Source organism: Proteiniclasticum ruminis DSM 24773, assembly GCF_000701905.1.
Classification (GTDB): domain Bacteria; phylum Bacillota; class Clostridia; order Clostridiales; family Clostridiaceae; genus Proteiniclasticum; species Proteiniclasticum ruminis.
Genome location: NZ_JNKC01000004.1, coordinates 261,476 through 282,890, shown reverse-complemented (window position 1 = coordinate 282,890; position 21,415 = coordinate 261,476). Strand labels below are relative to the sequence as shown.

Here is a 21,415-nt window from a genome sequence, read left to right as displayed (position 1 = left end):
ATTGAACTGTATTACATAACACAAAAGCAAAGGAATCCGATACGCTATCGAACTCCTTTGCTTTTACTTTGTCAGGGAATAGACTTGGCTGCAAGAAACTTTTGCCTGTAGAAATTGGTCTCTACATCCCGGAGAGGCATGGTGTGGTTGTGTGTCTCCTCGAAGCCTTCGAATAGGACATCATTGTCAATTTCCACCCCCAAAACATTCATCGTATAGGAAGAGGAGGAGTTCCAGGAAAAGTAGTCCACAAGCTTGTCTGCTTTCTCCCGGGTGGTGGCCAGGTTCCATTCAGGTGTCATCAATGCCAGGCTGATGAGGCTCATATATTCTCCATAGTGGTAGACATAAAAGTCTGTGTCTCTCACATCAATATCAAAGGATACTGCTTCTACGAAGCCGTCTTTCATGGTGAAGGTCAGATTTGGCGGTGTTGTTACATGGTGTGGAAGATAAAGATCCCTGAAGTCGTAAGGTGATTCCCATGCTGCAGAAGACTTAAGCCTCTTACCATTCAGAGGAAGATTATAAATCTTTTGGTAGTGGCTGAAGTTCTCCGTGAATTCTTCTACCGTCAAATTTCCCCGGTTTGGTGGCATGAAGTATAAGTACTGGAGCAGTACGGTGATGCTGAGAAGTATAGTGCATAGTACAGCAAATAGAACTCCTCTTAAGGCATTGCGGTCTTTTATCCTGTAGGCGATATTTTTATCCCATGGCTGAATCTCTCCCTGAATACAGCGGTTATAGGAAATAATGAGAGTAAAGAGTGAGACTAAGGGAACGAGAAACCCCATCCCTTCCAGTAGAACCAGAAAAGTTCGGGAGAACCCCTCATGATACTGAAGTGGTGTACCGTCACTGTGTTCTATCCGCAATCCAAAAATCTTCTTTCCGGGAGTTGTTTTATACAGTGTCAATAACACTGGCTCTACAACAAGCATCAGAGCCATCGTAACCATCTGATCCAATAGGAGATAAAGGAAGGAGCGGTTCTGAAGGTCGATGCGCAGCGTGAGATAAAGCGCCAGATACCAAAGTGTAATATAAAGGGTGTAATCAAAAAATCTGGCAAAGAATCTTCGTATCGGGTCATAGACCTGAGGAAGCTCTTCGGGAGAATCGTCATATCTATTCAGGAATGTGGTGTCTTCCTCTGATTTCAGGTACTGCTCTGGGTAGAGAGTCACAAAAGTTTCTCCCTGAGCAAGCATCTTCTGGCATATTTCTTTTGCGTCCTGGGATTTTTTTTCTTCAGAAGAGAGGAGGTTCAGCTGGGTTTTCAGCACAGAAGATAGAGAGGTCTCTTCTCTTTTCAGTGCCTTTAACTCTTCAATGGATATCTGAAGAGAACGGAGCAGTTTGATTTTTTCAATCATAAGGAGATCTTCTGCGCTATAGATCCGGTATCCGTTTTCGGTTCTCTCTGGAGACAGGAGTCCTTCTTTTTCATAATAATATAAGGTTGCCCGATCCATATGTGTACGCTTTTCTACATCTTTAATCTTCATGAAGTCAATCCTTTCTGTGTCTTTTCTTCATTATAAGGTATGAAGCAGCTTTAGAGTCAATATATGACCTGAAATAGCAGTGGATTTTGTGGGATTTCGTGACTGCTAGAGATGCATGTGCTGATCTCATGGTGACGACGCTGAACTTCGGTACGAAAATCGTGTATTCTGCAGATTTTGTTGGTAGCGTTACCTTAGAAGGATTTAACTAAAATCAGCGAGAATTCCCCTATCCTCTATAGGTGGAGGATGAATCGTTTTTTATTTTGCACAAGAATGAATATTTTTTATCTCTGTTGGGCATAATATATAAAAAGGGGTTGATGAGATGATTGTAAATAAAGCGTATCGATATCGAATTTATCCTACGGATGCACAGAAAGTGTTTTTCGCAAAAACCTTTGGTTGTGTCCGTTTTATATACAATGTCATGCTCTATGACAAAATAAAGCACTATGAAGAATCAGGTCAAATGTTAAAAAACACACCCGCTCAATACAAGAAAGAGCATGAGTTTCTCAAGGAAGTAGATTCATTGGCGTTAGCCAATGCTCAGCTGAACCTGGAGAAAGCCTATAAAAACTTCTTTCGGGAACAAAAGAAAGGAAACACTAATCAAGGCTTTCCTAAGTACAAAAAGAAAGCCTATGGTCAAAGCTATACCACCAACAATCAGAAAGGAACCATCGACATTATTGACAAGAAGTATCTGAAAATCCCAAAGCTGAAGTCGATGATTCGTATAAAATATCATCGCCACATTCCAGATGAGGTATCTCTAAAATCAGTGACCATCAGTAGGACTTCAAGTGGAAAATTCTTTGTTTCTATCTTGACCGAAGAAGACATTCAGCCTAAAGCCGAATCACAAAACAAGATTGCTATTGACCTTGGAATCAAGACTTACGCTTCACTTTCTGATGAAACAGTCATTCTGAATCCAAAGTTTCTGGCTCAAGGTGAAGCAAAAATCAAAAAACTACAGAGGGATTTATCTCGAAAGGTCAAAGGTTCCAACAACTACTACAAGAACAAGCAAAAACTGGCCATTGTCCATGAGAAAGTGGCTAATCAGAGGTTAGATTATCTCCATAAGGTTTCTTCTCGATTGATAGACGAAAACCAAGTCATCAATATTGAAACCTTAAGAGTTGAAAATATGCTGAAGAACCATAAACTAGCGAAATCCATCTCCGACGCATCCTGGTCTACTTTCGTGAGTATACTTTGTTATAAGGCGGAATGGTACGGAAGAACTATTAATAAGGCAGATGCTTTCTTTGCATCCAGCCAGCTTTGTCATGTTTGTGGACATAAAAACAGCGAGGTCAAAAACCTCGCCGTCAGAGAATGGACTTGTCCAAATTGTCACACAACGCATGACCGAGACCATAACGCAGCTAAGAATCTGCTGAAAATAGGTTGATATAGTTTTTCAGGGTGGGGACCACCCGTTGAGCTTGGAGATACTTATCTCATTGGAGATATTGACCAAGAAGCTCCCACTTCAAAATGATGTCAATCATTTAAGTGGCGAGTAGTTCACTGTGGACACAAAGGATTGGGACGGAGGCTGGACGACGGGTAACCTTGGTAAATCTTATGCGGAAGGAGAGTATTTCCCAGGTAAAGCGAAAATCTCCAATTTCCAGAGCCTTTACCCAGGATTCCAGAATTTTCCGGATCTCACCATCTGGTATAGTGCTGCGTATCCCATTGGTGGCAGTGTTGAGTGGGGCATGTTTGTGGACCTGGTGAAGGGCATTCAGGTTGGTACAGATGAGCTTGGTTTTGCAGAAGGATGGCCAATGGCTGACGGAAATGCATATTCACTGGGCACACCGGAGAATGTGAACATCGCTCAGAACCATCCGGGAGAAAATATCTGGGATGAGTATGAACTGCTGAACCTTCCAAATTCTCAGATGAACTGCTCTGCTGTGACTGGATCAATCGGTAAAGTTGGTAGTATTTACGATCAAAAAAGATCGTTTATCGTTACGGCTGAAGATATTATGAATGCATTGGAGACCCAGGGAAAGGATCCCTATACTGTAGATTCGTTCTACATTTATTTTGAGCTTCACCTGGCCAGAAACTCCATTTTCTCAAGAGATCTTCAGAAAGCTTATGCAAGTGGTGCACCAGCAGGCTGGGGCGGCTATATCTATAATGTGCTGGACTTTGATCCCATTGGATATGGTTCCGGACCTGAGACAGGATCCAGCGGACACTTTAGTATGCTGGATGTGAAAGGAAGCAGAGATGTATAGCTTCCAGATGCATCTGAGACCTATCGTACAGTAACGGGTAAAAAGTTCTTGGATACCAACAACAATGGAATGTTTGATGAAGGAGAGACAGGACTTCCAAACTGGACCATCAAGCTCATCGGTAAAATCGAAGACATCCTGGTGCCACTGGAGACCAAGACAGATGCGAGTGGTGTATACATGTTTGAAGAGTTGTCCTACGGCTCAGAGCTTCTTGTCTATGAGATGATGGAACCAAACTATATGCAGACCTATCCAAATAAAGTGGAGTCCCTGCCCATTGGAGCTATTTCACACAAAGAAGATGTACTGGGTGAGGGCAGCTGGAGATGGAGGATCCCTTCTATGCTGATGCTAGCTTCTGGAGATACCATTCTTTGTTCTCACAGATGAGCTCCTTGGTTTTAAAGATGCTACAGCAAAAACCTTTAAGCTGCTCCCAGGGGAGAGTAAGATCTTTGACGGCGAAGAGATGAACTATACCATTCCATTGGATGCGGAGAGAGGATCCATCATTAAGAACGAAGCCTACTATGTCACCGCTTTTAAAAAGTTCCCAAATAAGTATAGTGGAGCTGCTTTTGATGAAACAACCATTGTAGATCCAATGATCAAGATCACAAAAACTGGTGATGAACTCTCCAAGATTGGTGATGAAACCACCTACAGCTTTGAAGTGGAGAACATCGGCGATTTACCACTGGAAAAAGTAAAGATTTATGACAGTACATTTGATTTTGACCTCACCTCTCTTTTCCTGAAGACTACCCTTGGTGTGGGAGAGAAGGAGAAGGTCACAAAATCCTTCCTGATTCCAGAAGAGGCAGAAGATCCATTCCTGAACAGTGTTACGGCGACTTATTAAGTATGTGAATGATGCCTTCTCGAAAGAAGTATCTTCCGATTCCAAGTACAGCGTCAACCTCTTCCAGCAAGTTACAGCATTGAAAAGAAAGTGGACAAAGTGAAAGCTGTACCTGGAGAGACAGTACACTATACAGTGACTGTGAAGAATCTGAGCACAGCAGATACACCTGAAACAACCTTTGTACTGACAGACTGGAAGACAGCGTATCGGTAGATCTGGTACATCCTCATATCAAGCTGGAGAAGAGTGTCAATACCTCCATGGCCCATGTGGGAGATACCCTGACCTACACGGTGAAAATCACAAATACGGGAGACATTGATCTTGTGAACGTCGTTGTGAAGGATACCCTGGCAGGAACATTAGCTGGATTCAGCGGCTCCTTAGCCATTGGCGCTTCTGAAGAAGTTCAGTACACAAGACTGCTCACCACAGCGGACAGCGGCATGCTTGAAAATACAGCGTCTGTTCTTGCAAATCCTGCAGGACTTCCTAATGAGATCAGAGACAGCGACACAGAAATTGTGGAAGTCAGACAGATGCTCTATATGGAGACCGGATGGGCCTTTGGCGGAGACTTTGCCATCCCAATCAACACTTTAGTTGCCAATGCTAAATGGGGCTGGGCCAATGGTCCACTGCCTGAAGGCAGCTACATTTTCCCAATCTATACAGGCGCAGGACAAAATGACATCAGCAAGGGACTTCTGGCAGGCAAACTGTATGTAGAGTATTACAACAAGCTGGTAACCTTGAGATACGAGATGGAGCCTGGATTCTCTCTGAAGAAGATTCACCTCTATGTAGGAGAAACGCCTCTGCCAGTGAAGAAGACCGGAAAGACATCGGTATACACAGCAGATCCTGGACAGTTACCATATAAACCGGTGATCAAAGACCAGACTACAAGCTTCACCTATGAGATTACGTTAAAGAAAGCTGGCTCAATCTACATCGCAGCGCATTCAGAGACCTATGTTCCTTTCTGGGAGATGAATGCTTTCTACAATACAACCAAGTACTAGAATAAAGGACAAGACCTAAAGGTGTGACAATCAAAAGGAGGTTCCGGGTCTGACTTTGGAATCTCCTCCCTAGACAAAAATGAGGAACCACCGAGCTTACGATCGGTGGTTCCTTTCTTTTTTGGTATTCTTTTGAAGCACGCTATTTTGCTTTGTTCCTGGTCTGTACATCAAAGACCACAGCGAGAATGAGGATGGCACCACGGATGATGTACTGGTAGGATGCACCTACATTAAGTAGGTTCATACCGCTAGTGAGAGAAGCCATAACCAGGGCTCCAATGATGGAGCCTGTGACCTTTCCTACGCCACCAGCTGCGGAAACACCGCCCACATAGGCAGAGGCGATGGCATCTAGTTCAAATCCAGTTCCTGCGGTGACTGTTGCTGACTGGAGTCTTGCGGTATAGAGAATACCGGAGAGGGCAGCCAGCATGCTCATGGAGGAGAAGACGAAAAGGGTGACCTTTTTTACGTCAATTCCGCTGAGCTTTGCCGCTTCATCGTTACCGCCCACAGCATAGATGTGTCTTCCAAGAACGGTCTTTGTGGTGAGGAAATGGTAAAGAGCCACCACGATGAGGACAATGACCACGGTCCAGGAAAGACCATTATAGTCCGAGAGAATATAGGTCACATAAGCGATGAGTGCGGATACAAAAACCAGCTTGATGTAGAAGATCTTAATTGGGACCACTTCAAACTGATATTTCAGTTTGTTTTTCCGGTTCTTGAACTGTGACAGTATGAAGAAAACGATGAAAAGTGCGCCAATGACTAAAGTTAAGGTATGAAAGCCCGGAATGAGCTTCACGGGGTCTGGAATATAACCGACGCCGATGTTGTTGAAGGTTTTATTCGGAATGATGATGGTTCCGGTTTTTGCTGTGACCTGAAGAAGAGCCCCTCTAAAAATCAGCATCCCCGCAAGGGATACCACGAAGGCTGGGAGCTGAAGCTTTGCGACCATGAAGCCATTGAACAGTCCAATGAGGATGCCCAGAAAAAGAATGATGGGAATCACAAGAAGAACAGGCAGATCCCAGGAAGTCATGAGCATTGCTGCTACAGCACCAAGGAATCCTGCCACATATCCCACGGAGAGATCAATGTGCTTGATGATCAGAATAAGGGTCATGCCGACAGCAAGGACTGCGATGTAGCCCATGGAGTTTATGAGGTTGCTGATGTTTCGTGGAGACATGAACACCCCATCACTGAGGATGGAGAATACCAGCATAATGGCAAAAAGGGCAATGAACATGCCGTATTCACGGATATTTTTTTTGAGCATGGTTTTGAGATCGTTAAGCAGTTCCATTTTTTCTTCCTCCTCTTTGTTCTCAGACTGTGGCAAGTTCCATGATTTTATCCTGGGTGGCGTCTTCCACAGACAATTCTCCTGTGATTTTGCCTTCTGCAACCACGTAGACGCGGTCGCTCATGCCCAGAATTTCCGGAAGCTCGGAGGAAATCATGATGATGCTCATGCCTTCTTTGACCAGGCTGTTGATGATGGTGTAGATCTCAAACTTTGCGCCTACATCGATGCCTCGGGTGGGCTCATCCAGAATGAGAACCATGGGTTTTGTGTTGAGCCATTTGCCCAGGGAAACCTTCTGCTGGTTTCCACCGCTTAAGTTTCTTGTGAGCTGCTCCACCGAAGGGGTTTTGATGCCAAGAGATTTCCGGTAGGATTCACCTACGGTGATCTCCTCATTGTCATTGACAATGCCGCTGGAAGAGATGCCTTTGAGGTTGGCCAGACTGATGTTGTTCTTAATATCCTGAAGAAGGATCAGTCCTTCTTTTTTTCGGTCTTCAGTGACATAGGCGATGCCTTTTCTGATGGCATCTTTCGGATGATGGAAGGTATGTTTTTCACCGTCTACGAATATATCTCCCTGCATCTTGAAGCCTTTGGGGTTTCCGAAGATGCAGGAGGCAAGCTCTGTTCTTCCTGCACCGATGAGGCCGGCAATCCCGACCACTTCACCTTTTCTCGCATGGATGCTGACATTTTTCAGTACCTTTTTGCCGTTTTTGGGATCCACAGCACTGAGATTTCTTACTTCTAGAAGTATGTCTCCCAGATTCTTTTCCAGCCGTTTGGGGAAGATGTCATCAATGGCTCTGCCCACCATGTTTCGGATGAGGACTGGTTCTGAGATTTCTCCCTTCTCTTTGGACAGGGAGCAGATGGTCTTTCCATCCCGAAGGACAGTGACAGTATCTGCGATGTGGATGACTTCCTTCAGCTTATGGCTGATCATGATGGAGGTGACGCCTTCTTTCTTCAGCTCCAGCAGAAGTTCCAGAAGATTGGCGGAGTCGTCATCGTTCAGCGCAGCCGTGGGCTCATCCAGGATGATGAGGCGGGCGTCTTTACTGAAGGCCTTGGCGATTTCGATGAGCTGCTGCTTACCGACGCCAAGTTCCTTGATTTTGGTTTCGGGATTCATATTGAGCCGTACTTTTTTCAGCATTTCTTTGGACATTTTGATGGTCTCGTTCCAGTCGATGAATCTGCCTTTTTTGATTTCGTGGCCCAGATAGATGTTTTCATAGACAGAAAGCTCAGGAATCAGCGCCAGTTCCTGATAGATGATGGCAATTCCTGCTTTTTCGCTGTCATGGATGCCCTGGTACTTCTGCACTTCTCCATGAAGAAGGATGTCTCCTTCATAGGACCTATAGGGCCATACACCAGAGAGCACTTTCATCAGGGTGGATTTACCGGCACCATTTTCTCCTACAAGGCAGTGGATCTCTCCGCGTTTCACCTTGAAGTTCACATCATCCAGGGCTTTTACCCCTGGGAAGACTTTGGTGATGTTTTTCATTTCCAGAATATAATCTGTCTGAAGGGCAGTTTCCATATATTCCCTCTCCTCTGTTTGCTGATGCCCGGAAAAGACCATGGCCTTTCCAGGTCTCGTATATCATAAATAGTGAAAGCCAAAATGGCTTTCACTATTTGAAGGTACTTTATTTTTTTTGTGAGTTCAGCTGCTATTCCAGTCCAGTAAACTCCGATGCTTCATAATATCCAGAGTCAATGAGGGCTGCCTTTACATTTTCCTGATCCACAGTAATAACTTCAGTCTGCTTTGCAGGAACTTCTTTGTTCTTGTTGTCATAGGCGCCTGTGGTTCCAGGGGTTTCGCCCTTCAGAATGGAAACAGCCATGTCGATGGAGTCTTTTACAAGGGTTCTCACGTCTTTAAATACAGTCATGGATTGCTTTCCATCGATGATGTACTGAATGGAAGCCTTTTCAGCATCCTGTCCTGTCACAACAAAGCTTGTAACATCACTGTCTGTGGCAAAGGTGTCCGCAATGGATCTTGCAGTTCCATCGTTTGGCGCAAGAATGTATACATCACCTTTATCTGCAGCAGATGCGGCTGTCAGGTGAGATTCTGCTTTGTTCTTGGCTTCGTTGAAATCCCAGTTGGTGGTGATCTGTCCGATGATCTTGGACATTTCATCACGGGTCAGCTCAGCTTTGTCCTGAAGTGCTACAGCTTCTGGGGAGTTCTTGATGACAAAGGTGCCATCCTTGACTTTAGGCTGAAGAACGCTCCATGCGCCTTCAAAGAACAGGAATGCGTTGTTGTCTGTTGCTGCGCCGGCATAGAGATAGAGTGGATTGTCTTTGCCGGAAGCTTTGTCGATGAGATACTGGCCCTGGGCCGCACCAACAGCAACGGAGTCAAATGTCACATAGTAATCTACAGCGTCAGTACCAGTGATAAGACGGTCGTAAGAGATGACTTTTACGCCTTCAGCAGCAGCAGCTTCAGCAGCGGCAGCAGCAGCATCTCCATCGTGTGGGCAGATGATCAGCACTTTGATTCCCTTGGTCAGAAGTGATTCCACATTTTCTTTTTCTTTCGCAGAGGATCCCTGGCTGAAGAGAATTTCTACAGAGTAGTCTGTATCTGCAAGAGCTTCTTTGAATCTGGTCTCATCCTGAACCCAGCGAGGCTCATCTTTTGTAGGAAGAACGATCCCGATATCCACACTTCCATCGCCATTTCCTTCTTTATCACCGGAGGAACAGGCTACGGAAAACAGCATCATGGCGGTAAGCAGTGCGGATAAGATGACAAGTTTACGGTTCTTTTTCATTCTTTTACCCCTCTCTTTTTTTTTGACAGCAAAAACTGCCGGTTCTGGATAAATGCCTTAATTTCACTGAATTTTTAGCCAATTCAAGGTAAGGTACGGCACTTTTCAGAGTCGGAGCATAGCTGTCGAAATTTAACAAGCCTATTTAGGTCTGTTCGTATTTAGTTTAACGAATTAAGTAAACGTTGTCAATCTTGTTCGTACAGGTTTAAGAATTATTGAAAAAACATAGATTTAACTTGGGTTAAACTCTAGTATCAGAAAAAAATAGGCTGATTTTTCGATTATTGTTATATTTATATGAGATGGACTCATAATACTATGTAAAATTCATTTGATGAAACTATAGGTTCCCATGATTGATTTTTGCAAGTAAGATGTAGATATATAAAACAAATACAAGAAATGAAGATCAAGGAGATGGGCATATGAAGAAGGGGAGAGGACCGAACTGGTTTGAGGAAATCTTAAACCGAAGAATTATCAGAAGTATTTCGGATATAGTTCACTGAAAGAAAGCACCGTGGAATCAATTTTGAAGATGCTGGAAGTTCAGTACACAGTAGATCATCTGGAAAAGGAAGAGCTGGAACGGGCGATGAAAGATGCGGTTCGATCCTATAAGAGTCATAAAGGTACAGCAATCCTCGTCTATAAGAGATTTCTTCAGTATCTTATAGAGGTGCATCAGTGCAGCATAGAAGTCTCTTTTCCTGAAGTGGAGGTGTGGAATACCTTTGAGCGTCAGATGTATCTGGCAAAGGAGCTTCAAGGTGGAGATCTCAATATAGAGGATTTGAGTGAACGCTTATGGGTGAGCACAAGGACGCTGGAGGAAGATCTTAAAAAGCTCCGGGGTCTGGATGAGGATCCCATTCAAATCTTAGGCAGGAAGTTCGAGATCCGGGATATGGAGAGAAAAAATGGAAAAGTCTTGCTCAGTTCCACCGTTCATCCGTTTTTTCTCACCTGGAACCTGACCCAAGTCATTGCAGCGCTGAAGGGTCTCCAAATGATGATGGAGAATCCATTGATGAAGGCTTATGCGCAGAAATCAGCAGAAGACCTTTGGATGCAGCTTTCTTCCTATGGGAAAAATAGAATTCTTCAGGTATCCAAAGAGCTTTTTCAGGAAGATACTGCATTTTATGAGGCTTTAGCAAGCTCAGAGAGCGATGTTTTTCTTGAGGAGAAGCGTTTTAAGACGACGGATGGACCGAGCGTACTCATGGACTGCTTGAAAAATGAAAAGTCTTTTTATATGGAGTACCTGGAAGAGGACGGCAGTGCTGTCTTTCTGGAGGATTGCCTATGTATCCCGGGTACCTATGAAGGAAGCCTCCTGAAGATTGAGTATAAAGAGGGGGTAAGGACCGTATTCTTTGACCGTGTCCTGAGAAGTGCCTATACCAAAGAAGAGCTGTACTAAAAAGTTGAAACCGGGTTTCATACCAAGAATCAATTCCATCCTCTATCATGAAAACATAAAGCAAAAGAAAACATGAGGAGGAAATTGTATGAAAAACACATTTTACAGACCAGAAACCATCGATACCATGGAAATGGAAAAGATCATTGCCAAGCTCATGGAGGACTTTAGAGAAATCAAGTCCGGGGGAGTTTCTGAAGAGGATGCCGTGGCCTATGCAAGAAAAATGCTGCAGGATGCCAAGGCGCTTCCAAGAAATGAGAAACTGTACTTCTTGGGCCTTGCTTCACCAGAGGAGATGCCCAGTGACTCCAGAGTCCGTTACTTTTATCGCCCAACGTATATTTCCTGTGCCATTCTGATGCAGATGAAGCTGAAGAATCTGGAGAAAGTTACCACTCTCGATGGATTTGATGAGATTTTCAGAAGCCTTCTTCACGGCGCAACAGGCAGAGGGTTTTTAGGGGCAGGACATGACGGACTAAGAGGCCTTATGGAAACCTTGAGACTCTTTGAAGAAGGAAATGTAGCGGAGTTTCTCCAAAGATTTCCAGAGGATGCACCGGAGTTTTCAAAGGCATTCCAGGCAGCGGTGGATTATCTTGCATGGAAATGCCGCAGGGAAGCGGTCTATTCTGACTGGGGAGAAGACAATACAGAAGAAGCAAAAGCACTACTGAAAAAACTGAGAGGAGAAAACGAAATGGCAAGAATTTTTGTCTATGGGACTCTAATGAAAGGAAACAGGAATCATGAGGCATATCTTTCTGGAAGCAGATATCTTGGTGAAGCAAATCTGAGGGACTTCGCACTGTATCACTTGGGGAGCTATCCTGGGATTAAAGAAGAGAAGGACGGTACAGTCTTAGGCGAGGTCTATGAAGTCACCCGTGAAACATTGCAGCGGATTCATCATCTGGAGGGGGAAGGGCATCTCTACAGCTATCGTGAAGTTTCCGTATGGCAGGAGGGCATCATGCTTTATCCTGTGGGCACCTATGTGTATCTTCATGAAGTGGAAAAGAAGAATAAAGTGGCAGTCACGGATCAGCCATGGGTCCCCAAGGAAGAACTCATCTGGTATGTTTCCTACGGGTCCAATATGCTTCTTGAGCGGTTCAGGTATTATCTGGAGGGCGGAAGCTTCCGAGGGCTTGGGAGACATCAGAAAGAATGCATAGACAGAAGGCTCCCAAGGAGAAAGAAGAAGGTCACTATACCCTTTGACATGTACTATGGCGGAAAATCCGACTCCTGGGAAGGAAAAGGCGTCTCTTTTCTGGATACCACAAAGCCTGGAAAAGCCTATGGCGTGGCCTATCTTGTGACAAAAACCCAGTATCAGCATATCCTACGGGAAGAAAATGGTGGAAATGAACCGGACGAAGACACTTCCTGGTACGGTCTTCCAGTGAGGCTGAAAGATATCGAGGGCATTCCTGCCATGACTTTCACCAGTAAAAGAGTGAAGGCAAAAAATGATGCGGGAGCACTCTATAAAAGTGTACTCTTGGAAGGACTGTTGGAGAATTATCCCAATGTGGAGAAGACTCTTCTGGAGGATTACGTGGAAGATCGGAACGCATTCAGATAAGTCTTACCACGCGGTTCGCCAGGAACAGGTCAGGAATGAAGAAATGGTATAGAATTGAATAATAATATATTTTTATTGTTATTCAATAAAAATGATGATAAAATAGCTCTGAGTTCACAGAACGGCTGAGATCCTTCTGTGGATACCTTAACAGTAGAGCGTGATTGTGATGAAAAAATGGTATAAGCTGTATCTAAAAAGTTTTCTGGTGCTATTAACAGTTGTGATTGTGGGGGTCTCTTTGATGTTTCTGTTCTCTCTTTTGGAAGAGCCTGTGAATCCACGCTATGCGGGTTTACTTTATCCGCTCATTGGAGGTCTGTACCTGTCCATCCTGCCCGTGATTTATCTCCTTCAGCTCATGCTAAGCCTGCTGAAGGAAAGAGAAGATGCAGCGGGGAAGAACAGGCAGAGTATATGGAGAAAAGCCAGAGCCTCTGCCGCGGTCTTTAGTATCATTTTTCTGCTGATGCTGCCCTTTACTTACCGTCTGGCAGACGTTGACGATGCACCTGGACTCATTTTATTCTTCAGCTTACCCATCTTATTTGGAGGAGCAGGTTATGCGCTTTTCAGTCTCTTTTTAGAGAAAGAACAAGAGGATTCATAGATTGTTTGGAGATTCCTCATAGTTTCTCTATGCTTCTTTGTTATGATGATAAAAAATAAAGCAAGGAGGTCCTTAGGTTATGGCAGTTGTGAAAGTTATTGAGCTTCTAGCAGAATCTAAAGATGGCTGGGAAGCCGCAACAAGAGATGCAGTGAAGGAAGCTTCAAAAACCGTGAAGAACATCAAGTCTGTGTATGTGAAAGAAATGCAGGCTGTGGTAGAGGGCGAAGAAATTACTACTTATAGAGTGAATGTCAAAATATCTTTCCTCGTAGACTGAATAAAAGAGCTGCAGCAAAAGAAGCTGCGGCTTTTTTGCGGAGTGAGGCAAACAGGCTAAGGATCTCTGATGTTTCCGCAATATTGAAACGGGAAGAACTGTGATAAGATAGAAAGAAAAGTCATGGCATAAAGCAAAGGGGAAATGAGAATGGAGAAGAAGATCGCCCTGGTGACCGGCGCAAATTCAGGCATGGGGATGGCTTCTGCCAGGATGCTGGCAAGAAAAGGATATTTTGTGTTGATGCTGGTCCGCAGTGAAAAAAGAGGAAACGAAGCCTTCAAAATGCTGAATGAAGAGCAGCCGGGATGCTTTCATCTGATTCTCTGCGATCTGTCGGATCTTCAGTCCGTCCGAAGGGCAGCGTCCTTCATTGGAGAAACCTATGAGAAAATAGACGTGATGCTGAATAACGCTGGGGTCATCACCACCCAAAGAGAGCTTTCGAAAGAAGGACTGGAGATGCAGTTTGGGGTGAACCATGTGGGACATTTTCTTTTGACCCTCCTTCTTCTTGAAAGGCTCCACAAAGGAAGCCGCATCGTTCAGGTGGCCTCCGGTGCCCATAAATGGGGAGACATTTATTTTGAGGATCTCTCCCTTGAAAAGAGCTTTCGTCCTTTCAAAGCCTATGGACAGTCGAAGCTTGCCAATGTGCTCTTTGCCAAAGAGCTCTCAAAGAAGCTTGCTCCATATAGTATTTCGGTGAACAGCTGCCATCCTGGTGCGGTTGCCACCGACATGGGCGTAAACCGGGAGACTGGGTTTGGAAAAAGCATCACGAAGCTTCTGAAGCCGTTTTTCAGAAGCCCTGAGGAAGGGGCGGCCACGGCGGTGTGTTTGGCCACAGACCCTTCTGTGGAAGGGATCACTGGAGAATACTTCTACAATGGAAAACCAGCGAAGGTTTCCAGAAAAGCCCGGGACGAAGAGCTTTCAAAAAAGCTCTTTCAGTGGACGGAGGACTTCACGGGAGTGCATTTCAAGGAGATAGAAGAGAAACTCAAAGAGAATCATGGGCACACGGGTGCCTGACGGAGAAAAAGAAAGGTGCGGAATATGAAGGAAGAAACAACAGGAAATCAAAAAATCGAAATAGACATCATTGCAAGGATTGAGACGGATTTTCCCTCAAAGTTCGGCATTCCAAGGCAGGGTGGCCTTGTGGAGGATTTAGAAGGGAGAATTGTCTTTGAACCGGGCTACAGAACAGAGGATGCAGTGAAAGGCATGGAGAACTTCACCCATCTGTGGCTCATCTGGCAGTTCTCAGAAGCTGTGGAGGGAGGATGGACACCGACGGTAAGGCCACCAAGGCTTGGAGGAAACAAGAGACTGGGTGTTTTTGCCACAAGATCTCCTTTTAGGCCAAACCATCTGGGTCTTTCTGCTGTGAAGCTGAAAGGGGTGGAGATGGATCCTGTGAAAGGGCCTGTTCTTCTGGTGCAAGGGGCAGATCTTATGGATGGAACCCCCATTGTGGACATCAAGCCTTATCTGCCTTATTCAGACAGCCATGAGGAAGCCCAGTGCGGGATCTTTGAAGTGGAAAAGCCAAAACTTTCTGTGGATATTCCCAAAGAGCTTGTGGATAAAATCATTCCAGAAAAGTATGCAGCCCTGGTTTCGGTGCTGAAAGAAGACCCAAGACCTTCTTATCAGAACGATCCCGAAAGAGTCTATGGCCTAAGCTTCGGGGGAATGAACGTTAGATTCCGTGTGGAAGATCTTGATCTCACGGTGCTTTCAGTGGAGATCCTATGATAGAATAGGAAGGATATTTTATTATTTTATAGAAAGAGGAAATACTTTGAACAAGAAAAACAATACTTCAACGTACATCATTGTCGGCACCATGCTCTTTGGCATGTTCTTTGGTGCGGGAAATCTGGTTTTTCCCATTCAGATGGGACAAAGTGCAGGGACAGAGTTCTTTGGTGCTTTAGCAGGATTTCTCACCACCGCCATCGGTCTTCCATTTTTAGGCATCCTGGCCATGGGTCTTTCTGGCGCCAGTGGTCTGAAAGAACTGGCAGATAAGGTGCATCCAGTGTTCTCCCTGATTTTTTCAGTGGCACTGTATCTCACCATCGGACCATTTTTTGCCATCCCAAGAACGGCTACGGTTCCTTTTGTGGTGGGGTTTGAGCCCTATCTCAAAGAAGGACAGTCTGGCCTTTTTCTGTTCCTGTTCAGCCTGCTGTTTTTCTCCCTGGTGTACTACTACTCCTTAAAACCAGGAAAAATCGTGGACTATATCGGAAAATATCTGACGCCGCTGTTTCTTCTCTTCCTTTTTTTTCTTATTCTCACGAGTCTTCTGAAGCCCATGGGGAGTTTTCAGAGCCCTTTAGGGACCTATGTGAAGGAAAGCTTTGTCACCGGGTTTAAAGAAGGGTACAACACCATGGATGCTCTGGCTTCTCTTGCCTTTGGCATCGTGGTCATCCAGGCTTTAAAAGGAAGAGGCATCACCTCTCAAAAGGATATGGCCAAAGCCACGCTGATTTCAGGAGTCTTTGCCATGGCCCTCATGGCCCTCATCTATGGGCTTATTGTCTATATGGGCGCATCCAGTGTAGGGATTCTTGGCACCTTTGAAAATGGCGGCCAGGTGTTTTCTGCCGTGGCGAAGCATTATTTTGGGGAGTATGGAGCGGTGCTTCTTGCTGCCATCATTGTACTGGCCTGCCTCAAAACCAGCATCGGTCTCATCATTTCCTGCAGTGAGTTTTTCAAAGAAACCTTCGGGAGATTCTCTTATAAAACCTATGTGCGGGTTCTTACGCTGGTGTCTTTACTTGTGGCAAACTTTGGCCTCACGAAGATCATCCAGCTGGCAGTGCCGGTGCTTATGACCATCTATCCCGTGGCCATTGTGCTGATCCTTCTTAGTCTTTTGTCGGGAATCCTGCCCCTGAAAAGGCCAGTGTTTCTCATGGCGATTCTTCTCACCTTTGCTGTGAGCATCCTGGATGGGTATGTGTCGCTTCTGCAGTTTATGCCTTCCGTTTCCTTGGGCTTCTTGAGCAGCATTCTGGAGTTTTATAAAAATTATCTGCCCCTTTACGATCTTGGTCTTGGGTGGATTCTTCCGGCGGCTCTTGGCGCTTTCGTGGGCGCTTTGTATGCGCAGCTTCGAAAGTCCCATCCATAATAAAATGTGTAGGAGCTTCGGGAAACCGGAGCTTTTTTCATTGTAGAGCGCAGCTCCTTCTGCTATGATTTTCTCACCAAATGAAAAGAAGTCCTGTGAAAAGATACTTTGACACCTCATCTTCAAGTATTTTTTCGCCCTTGTGACTTTTTTTCAGTCTCCAGGGTATTCCTAGTAAAGAGAGAAGGGAGGAAGGAACTTGCAAAGAGAAGACCACCATGAACCCGGGATTCAGACGGTCATTCTGAACCAGTACGATAGAGTGTTTAAACTGGCCTATGCCAGAACAAAAAACCGCCATGACGCCGAGGATGTGACACAGGAAGTGTTCCTGCGATATGTTCGGACGCGGCCGGTATTTGAAAACTCAGACCATGAGAAAGCATGGTTTTTGCGGGTCACCATGAACTGCAGCAGCAGCCTCTTTTCTCTTCTGTCCAAAGTGCAGAAGATGCCGCTTCAGGATCAGGACGGATATGTATCCTCCCCTGAAGAAGACGTACTGAAAGAAGTGCTCCATCGTCTGCCCCAAAAGTACCGCACGGTGCTGCATCTTCATTATTATGAGGATCTGAAAATTAAAGATGTGGCGAAGCTTCTTGGTCTGAAAGAGTCTGCGGTGAAAATGCAGCTCACAAGAGGCAGAAAGCTTTTAAAAGAAGAACTGGAGAAGGAGGATGGTTATGTCTAGGGAAGAATACAGGAATCTCTGGAAAAACGTAGAACCCAGAAAAAAACATCAGGAAGAGCTGATGGAAAAACTGACAAATAAAGAAGATGAGGTGTTCACCATGGATCAAAAGAAAAATAGAAAACCCTTATATGGTACCGTGGCTGCTTTTGCCCTTTTGGCCCTGATTCTTGCAGGCAACAGCCTGATGGGAAAGAACCCCGGTGGAGAACCAGGAACTGTAAAATACAGCGATCTGCTCTTTGAAGAGCCTGTCCTTGTGGAAGCCCCAGAACCAATGGAAGGGCAAAGTGGAAAGATCATGCCCTTTACGGAAGAGCTTCTTACAGAAAGCGCGGCCTTCATCAAAGGAACCGTCACGGAAATCGCCTTTGAAAGTGATAAAGTCATTTATACAGTGCTGGTCAGTAAAGTCTATGGGCCCTCTGAAGGTGTGGAAGAAGGAAAGAGCATCACGATCACGAATGACCTTTATACCTATACCTCTTTGGCGGGCAGTGTGGAGAAGCTCCAGGTGGATAGAACATATCTGATTCCGCTGACGCTTAGAGAAGAAGAGGGGAAGGAAGTCTATTCCGTGCTTTACCCCTTTGCCCCTCAGATTCAGATGACCAAGGATGGTCAGTACCTGTATCCAGATCATTACACTTCTCTAGATACAGAAGAAGCCAAGGTGGTGGAGATGGATACGGAAGAAGGCTATGGCTATTATGGCACCATGAAGCTTCGGGAAGATGATTCCTTTGAGAAGGATCTGGAAAAACTGGCAGAAACTTATCTCGGCCAATGAGAAGACATAACTGAAGACATAAGGAAAGAGTCCCCACATCAGAGATTCGTCGATGTGGGGACTCTCTTTTCGCTATTATATTATGGTGAGGGATTCCAGGAGTGCCCAACCGGATGCAATCTGGCGCTCCACATCTTTTGGAGCGGTGCTGCCATAGGAGTTTCGTCTCTCTGTGGAGCCTTCCATGGTAAGGTCCGGCAGGGGAATGCCGGAAAGGCGAGGATCAATGCGTAGAAGAGAATCTTCTGTCAGGTCCTCCAGGGTTAGATCATGCTCTTCACAGTACTTTACGGCTTTTCCCACCAGTTCGTGACAGGTTCTGAAGGGGATGCCCTGAAGGACCAGGTGTTCAGCAAGATCCGTAGCCTGAAGGAAGCCTTTTTCCATATGCTTTTTCATGTCCGGAGCTCTAAACGATGTGTTTTCAAGCATTTCCGTAAAGATTATGGCGGAGGTCTTGATGGTTTTCACCGTATCAAAGAGTGCTTCCTTGTCCTCCTGGAGGTCTTTATTGAAGGCCATGGGAAGACCTTTCAGCACTGTGAGAAGCCCCATGAGATGGCCATAGACCCGTCCGGTCTTTCCACGGATGAGCTCAGGAATATCCGGGTTCTTTTTTTGAGGCATGATGCTGCTTCCGGTGCAGAAGCCGTCATCGATCTCGATGAAGCTGAACTCCTGGGCATTCCATAGGATGAACTCTTCCGACATCCGGCTGAGATGGGCCATGAATAGAGAAGAAAAGCTCAGAAACTCCACAATAAAGTCTCTGTCTGATACAGTGTCCATGGCGTTTTCAGTGACGGTCTTAAATCCAAGGAGCTCTGCGGTGTAGTGGCGGTCAATGGGGATGGTGGTACCCGCCAAAGCGCAGGCGCCCAATGGATTCTCGTCGGTTCTTTCATAGCATCCCTGAAGCCTCATGAGATCTCTTTTAAACTGCTGGAAGTACGCCATAAGATGAAAGCCTACGGTGACAGGCTGCGCATGCTGCAGGTGTGTGAAGCCAGGCATCAGCACTTCTTTGGTGGCTTCTGCCTGATGAAGAAGGGTTTCAAGAAGTCCTTTGAGGATCTCAAAAATTTCCTCCATCTCTTCCTTCAGGTACAGCCTCACATCCAGAATCACCTGGTCGTTCCGGCTTCGGGCGGTATGGAGTTTTCTTCCGGTATCTCCAATGTCTTTAATGAGCTGGCTTTCGATGGCCATGTGGATGTCCTCATCTTTATAAGTGAAGGTGAGCTCTCCCGAGGCGATTTTCTTTTCAATATCAGAGAGGCCCTGGACGATGGCTTCCAGTTCATGGGGGCTTAGATGCCCCATCTTCTGAAGCATCGTGGCATGGGCGATGCTGCCTCTGATGTCCTGTCTGTAGAGGGTCTTATCAAAGGTGATGGAAGCGTTGAACTCCTCCACCATCTGGTTCATTTCTTTTTTGAAGCGGCTGCTCCATAGATTTTTCAAGTTTCTTTTCCTCCTTCAGTTTCACTAGGCTGCGCGCAGTTTTTTTTCTTCGTGGATGCGAACCCCTTTATACTTGGACCCTGCGACATACAGCACGGTGACAAGAATCAGCGAGAAGACCACAGAAAGTGCGCTACCAGTTACTCCTGCAAAGAGATATCCGATGAGAGTCGCTGCTCCGTTTAAAAGCGCATAGGGCAGCTGTGTTTTCACATGGTCCACGTGATCACAGCCTGCTCCGGAAGACGCCAGGATGGTGGTGTCGGAGATGGGGGAGCAGTGGTCTCCGAACATTCCTCCAGAAAGGACAGCGCCGATGGAGGCATAAACTGGTGCGCCTAAAGCCGTAGCCATGGGGATCACAAGCGGCATCAAGATGGCGTAGGTGCCCCAGGAGCTTCCGGTGGCAAAGGAGAGGACTGCACCAAGGAGAAAGGTCACAGCGGGAACCAGAAATGCAGGAAGAGATCCGCTGGCAATGCTGACGATATAGCTAGATGTGCCGAGCTCTTTGCTCACCGCGCTCAAGGACCAGGCGAGGACAAGGATCACAGCCACGTTCATCATCTTCGCCATGCCACCCAGATAGATGGAGAAGGTTTCTTCAAAGCTTTTCACCTTGTGGTAGACCATCATGAGGATCAGCACCGCGGAGGCCAGAAGATATCCAGTACTCAGTGCGCTTCTAAAGGCACTTCCAGGCACCTGCTTGAAAGGGAATCCTAACGGCACAAGAATGCCGAAAAGAGTGACAAAAAGAACCAGGAGTGGAAGAAACACCAGGGAGGATTTGCTTTCTTTCACCTCCATCTGATCTGTTTTTCGCAGGGGCTTTGAAGTGGACCAGTACGTCTCACCTTTTTCTTGGACTCTTTTCTCAGCCTTCGCCATGGCGCCGAACTCATAGCCGCTGAAGGCGATGAGAGGCACTAAGAAAACTGCAAGAATGGAGTAGATGTTGAATGGGATGGACTTGATGAAGGCCGTCCAGTCAGATTCCGCAATGCCCAAGAGCTCATACTCTTTTTGGATGAGGCCCATGATGTAAACCCCCCAGCCGATGAAAGGGATAAGAACCGCCACAGGAGAGGCGGTGGAGTCGATGATGTAGGCCAGCTTCTCTTTGGATACCTTCAGTTTGTCAAAAAGAGGTTCGAAGATGGGGCCCACGATGAGGGGGGTGCCAAGATCAGAGAAGAAGATGATGATGCCGCCGATCCAAGCCGCCAGCTGGACTTTCGCTCTGGTCTTTATGACCTGAGACGCTTTAGCGGCAAAAGCCAGGGCTCCGCCAGACTTTTCCATGAGGGCGATGAAGCCTCCGATGAAAACCAGAAGAACCAGAACTCCTGCATTATAGGAATCCTGAAGCTGAGCAAAGAAATAGGTGCCGATCATTTCCGTCAGAGCGGTGATGGGTGAGAAGTTGACGAGAATGAGCACCCCGGTGAGAACGCTGGCAAAAAGAGCCAGCACGACGTTTTTGTACTTGATGGCAATGGTGACTGCAAGAATCACTGGGACTAAAGATAGAAAACCGAAATTTGGCATATTGATCATTCCTCCATTTTTTAGCTTTGATTGGTATT

At 45.8% G+C, this 21,415-nt stretch carries 21 protein-coding genes; 15 read left to right on the top strand and 6 right to left on the bottom strand.

What is annotated here, in order from left to right; all coding sequences use genetic code 11:
* Positions 1 to 71: 71 nt before the first annotated feature.
* Entirely contained in the window at positions 72 to 1,511 is a 1,440-nt protein-coding gene (locus T487_RS15820) for a MerR family transcriptional regulator (protein WP_051651555.1), read from the bottom strand.
* Between the two features lie 328 nt (positions 1,512 to 1,839).
* Here T487_RS15820 and tnpB point away from each other — a divergent pair, with 328 nt between their 5' ends.
* The 6 genes from tnpB (at position 1,840) to T487_RS0106225 (ending at position 5,677) form a co-directional block, all read left to right on the top strand.
* Complete coding sequence (gene tnpB, locus T487_RS0106250) at positions 1,840 to 2,937, top strand: IS200/IS605 family element RNA-guided endonuclease TnpB (protein ID WP_031575416.1); 1,098 nt, start codon at positions 1,840 to 1,842, stop codon at positions 2,935 to 2,937.
* Positions 2,938 to 3,058: 121 nt separating this feature from the next.
* Positions 3,059 to 3,784 (top strand): hypothetical protein, encoded by a 726-nt coding sequence (locus T487_RS0106245; RefSeq protein WP_031575413.1) that lies wholly within the window; start codon positions 3,059 to 3,061, stop codon positions 3,782 to 3,784.
* A gap of 48 nt (positions 3,785 to 3,832) precedes the next feature.
* Positions 3,833 to 4,177 carry an SdrD B-like domain-containing protein gene (locus T487_RS0106240; RefSeq protein ID WP_031575410.1) on the top strand — a complete coding sequence of 115 codons (345 nt, stop codon included), beginning with the start codon at positions 3,833 to 3,835 and terminating at the stop codon, positions 4,175 to 4,177.
* Between the two features lie 79 nt (positions 4,178 to 4,256).
* The gene (locus T487_RS0106235) at positions 4,257 to 4,649 is read left to right on the top strand and encodes a DUF7507 domain-containing protein (protein WP_031575406.1); all 393 of its coding nucleotides are present in this window, start codon (positions 4,257 to 4,259) and stop codon (positions 4,647 to 4,649) included.
* A gap of 90 nt (positions 4,650 to 4,739) precedes the next feature.
* Positions 4,740 to 4,865 carry a hypothetical protein gene (locus tag T487_RS16745; protein ID WP_162178223.1) on the top strand — a complete coding sequence of 42 codons (126 nt, stop codon included), beginning with the start codon at positions 4,740 to 4,742 and terminating at the stop codon, positions 4,863 to 4,865.
* Positions 4,844 to 5,677 carry a DUF7507 domain-containing protein gene (locus T487_RS0106225; protein ID WP_341349280.1) on the top strand — a complete coding sequence of 278 codons (834 nt, stop codon included), beginning with the start codon at positions 4,844 to 4,846 and terminating at the stop codon, positions 5,675 to 5,677. Before T487_RS16745 ends, T487_RS0106225 begins: the two co-directional genes overlap by 22 nt.
* A 142-nt stretch (positions 5,678 to 5,819) precedes the next feature.
* Here the strand turns inward: T487_RS0106225 and T487_RS0106220 are convergent, their stop codons facing one another.
* The 3 genes from T487_RS0106220 to T487_RS0106210 all read right to left on the bottom strand — a co-directional run bounded on the left by T487_RS0106220 (position 5,820) and on the right by T487_RS0106210 (position 9,811).
* Positions 5,820 to 6,998, bottom strand: coding sequence for a sugar ABC transporter permease (locus T487_RS0106220; RefSeq protein WP_031575401.1), 1,179 nt, complete (start codon positions 6,996 to 6,998; stop codon positions 5,820 to 5,822).
* A gap of 22 nt (positions 6,999 to 7,020) precedes the next feature.
* On the bottom strand, positions 7,021 to 8,556 hold the full coding sequence (locus T487_RS0106215; RefSeq protein WP_031575398.1) for a sugar ABC transporter ATP-binding protein: 1,536 nt from the start codon (positions 8,554 to 8,556) through the stop codon (positions 7,021 to 7,023).
* A gap of 133 nt (positions 8,557 to 8,689) precedes the next feature.
* A complete protein-coding gene (locus T487_RS0106210; RefSeq protein WP_031575395.1) occupies positions 8,690 to 9,811 on the bottom strand; it encodes a sugar ABC transporter substrate-binding protein in 1,122 nt (373 codons plus the stop codon).
* A gap of 523 nt (positions 9,812 to 10,334) precedes the next feature.
* On the opposite strand from T487_RS0106210, the gene T487_RS0106200 reads away from it, so the two are divergent.
* The 9 genes from T487_RS0106200 to T487_RS0106155 all read left to right on the top strand — a co-directional run bounded on the left by T487_RS0106200 (position 10,335) and on the right by T487_RS0106155 (position 18,362).
* Positions 10,335 to 11,240: a hypothetical protein gene (locus tag T487_RS0106200; protein WP_155953248.1), complete on the top strand. Its 906-nt coding sequence runs from the start codon at positions 10,335 to 10,337 to the stop codon at positions 11,238 to 11,240.
* A gap of 88 nt (positions 11,241 to 11,328) precedes the next feature.
* A complete protein-coding gene (locus T487_RS15815; RefSeq protein ID WP_051651554.1) occupies positions 11,329 to 12,834 on the top strand; it encodes a gamma-glutamylcyclotransferase family protein in 1,506 nt (501 codons plus the stop codon).
* A gap of 169 nt (positions 12,835 to 13,003) precedes the next feature.
* On the top strand, positions 13,004 to 13,444 hold the full coding sequence (locus T487_RS0106190; protein WP_143004608.1) for a DUF2975 domain-containing protein: 441 nt from the start codon (positions 13,004 to 13,006) through the stop codon (positions 13,442 to 13,444).
* Between the two features lie 79 nt (positions 13,445 to 13,523).
* Complete coding sequence (locus T487_RS0106185) at positions 13,524 to 13,724, top strand: dodecin family protein (RefSeq protein ID WP_031575382.1); 201 nt, start codon at positions 13,524 to 13,526, stop codon at positions 13,722 to 13,724.
* Positions 13,725 to 13,874: 150 nt separating this feature from the next.
* A complete protein-coding gene (locus tag T487_RS0106180) occupies positions 13,875 to 14,759 on the top strand; it encodes an SDR family oxidoreductase (protein ID WP_074542625.1) in 885 nt (294 codons plus the stop codon).
* Positions 14,760 to 14,783: 24 nt separating this feature from the next.
* Positions 14,784 to 15,488: a tRNA (N6-threonylcarbamoyladenosine(37)-N6)-methyltransferase TrmO gene (tsaA, locus tag T487_RS0106175; RefSeq protein ID WP_031575376.1), complete on the top strand. Its 705-nt coding sequence runs from the start codon at positions 14,784 to 14,786 to the stop codon at positions 15,486 to 15,488.
* A gap of 46 nt (positions 15,489 to 15,534) precedes the next feature.
* Positions 15,535 to 16,881 carry a branched-chain amino acid transport system II carrier protein gene (brnQ, locus tag T487_RS0106170; protein ID WP_031575374.1) on the top strand — a complete coding sequence of 449 codons (1,347 nt, stop codon included), beginning with the start codon at positions 15,535 to 15,537 and terminating at the stop codon, positions 16,879 to 16,881.
* Positions 16,882 to 17,080: 199 nt separating this feature from the next.
* A complete protein-coding gene (locus T487_RS0106160) occupies positions 17,081 to 17,572 on the top strand; it encodes an RNA polymerase sigma factor (protein ID WP_051651553.1) in 492 nt (163 codons plus the stop codon).
* Positions 17,565 to 18,362, top strand: coding sequence for a hypothetical protein (locus T487_RS0106155; RefSeq protein ID WP_031575370.1), 798 nt, complete (start codon positions 17,565 to 17,567; stop codon positions 18,360 to 18,362). The genes T487_RS0106160 and T487_RS0106155 overlap by 8 nt, the downstream gene beginning before the upstream one ends.
* 75 nt (positions 18,363 to 18,437) lie before the next feature.
* On the opposite strand, the gene argH is transcribed toward T487_RS0106155, so the two are convergent.
* Together argH and T487_RS0106145 are read right to left on the bottom strand one after the other, a co-directional pair.
* Complete coding sequence (gene argH / locus T487_RS0106150) at positions 18,438 to 19,826, bottom strand: argininosuccinate lyase (RefSeq protein ID WP_031575367.1); 1,389 nt, start codon at positions 19,824 to 19,826, stop codon at positions 18,438 to 18,440.
* Positions 19,827 to 19,850: 24 nt separating this feature from the next.
* Positions 19,851 to 21,377 carry a Na+/H+ antiporter NhaC family protein gene (locus T487_RS0106145; RefSeq protein ID WP_031575365.1) on the bottom strand — a complete coding sequence of 509 codons (1,527 nt, stop codon included), beginning with the start codon at positions 21,375 to 21,377 and terminating at the stop codon, positions 19,851 to 19,853.
* Positions 21,378 to 21,415 lie beyond the last annotated feature (38 nt).

Excerpts from the sequence above, each read along its gene's own strand:
- T487_RS15815 (WP_051651554.1), top strand. The coding sequence starts at position 11,329 with ATGAAAAACACATTTTACAGACCAGAAACCATCGATACCATGGAAATG.
- T487_RS0106145 (WP_031575365.1), bottom strand. The coding sequence starts at position 21,377 with ATGCCAAATTTCGGTTTTCTATCTTTAGTCCCAGTGATTCTTGCAGTC.
- T487_RS0106210 (WP_031575395.1), bottom strand. The coding sequence starts at position 9,811 with ATGAAAAAGAACCGTAAACTTGTCATCTTATCCGCACTGCTTACCGCC.
- tnpB (WP_031575416.1), top strand. The coding sequence starts at position 1,840 with ATGATTGTAAATAAAGCGTATCGATATCGAATTTATCCTACGGATGCA.
- tsaA (WP_031575376.1), top strand. The coding sequence starts at position 14,784 with ATGAAGGAAGAAACAACAGGAAATCAAAAAATCGAAATAGACATCATT.
- T487_RS0106235 (WP_031575406.1), top strand. The coding sequence starts at position 4,257 with ATGAACTATACCATTCCATTGGATGCGGAGAGAGGATCCATCATTAAG.
- T487_RS0106220 (WP_031575401.1), bottom strand. The coding sequence starts at position 6,998 with ATGGAACTGCTTAACGATCTCAAAACCATGCTCAAAAAAAATATCCGT.
- T487_RS0106155 (WP_031575370.1), top strand. The coding sequence starts at position 17,565 with ATGTCTAGGGAAGAATACAGGAATCTCTGGAAAAACGTAGAACCCAGA.
- T487_RS0106185 (WP_031575382.1), top strand. The coding sequence starts at position 13,524 with ATGGCAGTTGTGAAAGTTATTGAGCTTCTAGCAGAATCTAAAGATGGC.
- T487_RS0106190 (WP_143004608.1), top strand. The coding sequence starts at position 13,004 with ATGAAAAAATGGTATAAGCTGTATCTAAAAAGTTTTCTGGTGCTATTA.
- T487_RS0106180 (WP_074542625.1), top strand. The coding sequence starts at position 13,875 with ATGGAGAAGAAGATCGCCCTGGTGACCGGCGCAAATTCAGGCATGGGG.
- T487_RS0106215 (WP_031575398.1), bottom strand. The coding sequence starts at position 8,556 with ATGGAAACTGCCCTTCAGACAGATTATATTCTGGAAATGAAAAACATC.
- T487_RS15820 (WP_051651555.1), bottom strand. The coding sequence starts at position 1,511 with ATGAAGATTAAAGATGTAGAAAAGCGTACACATATGGATCGGGCAACC.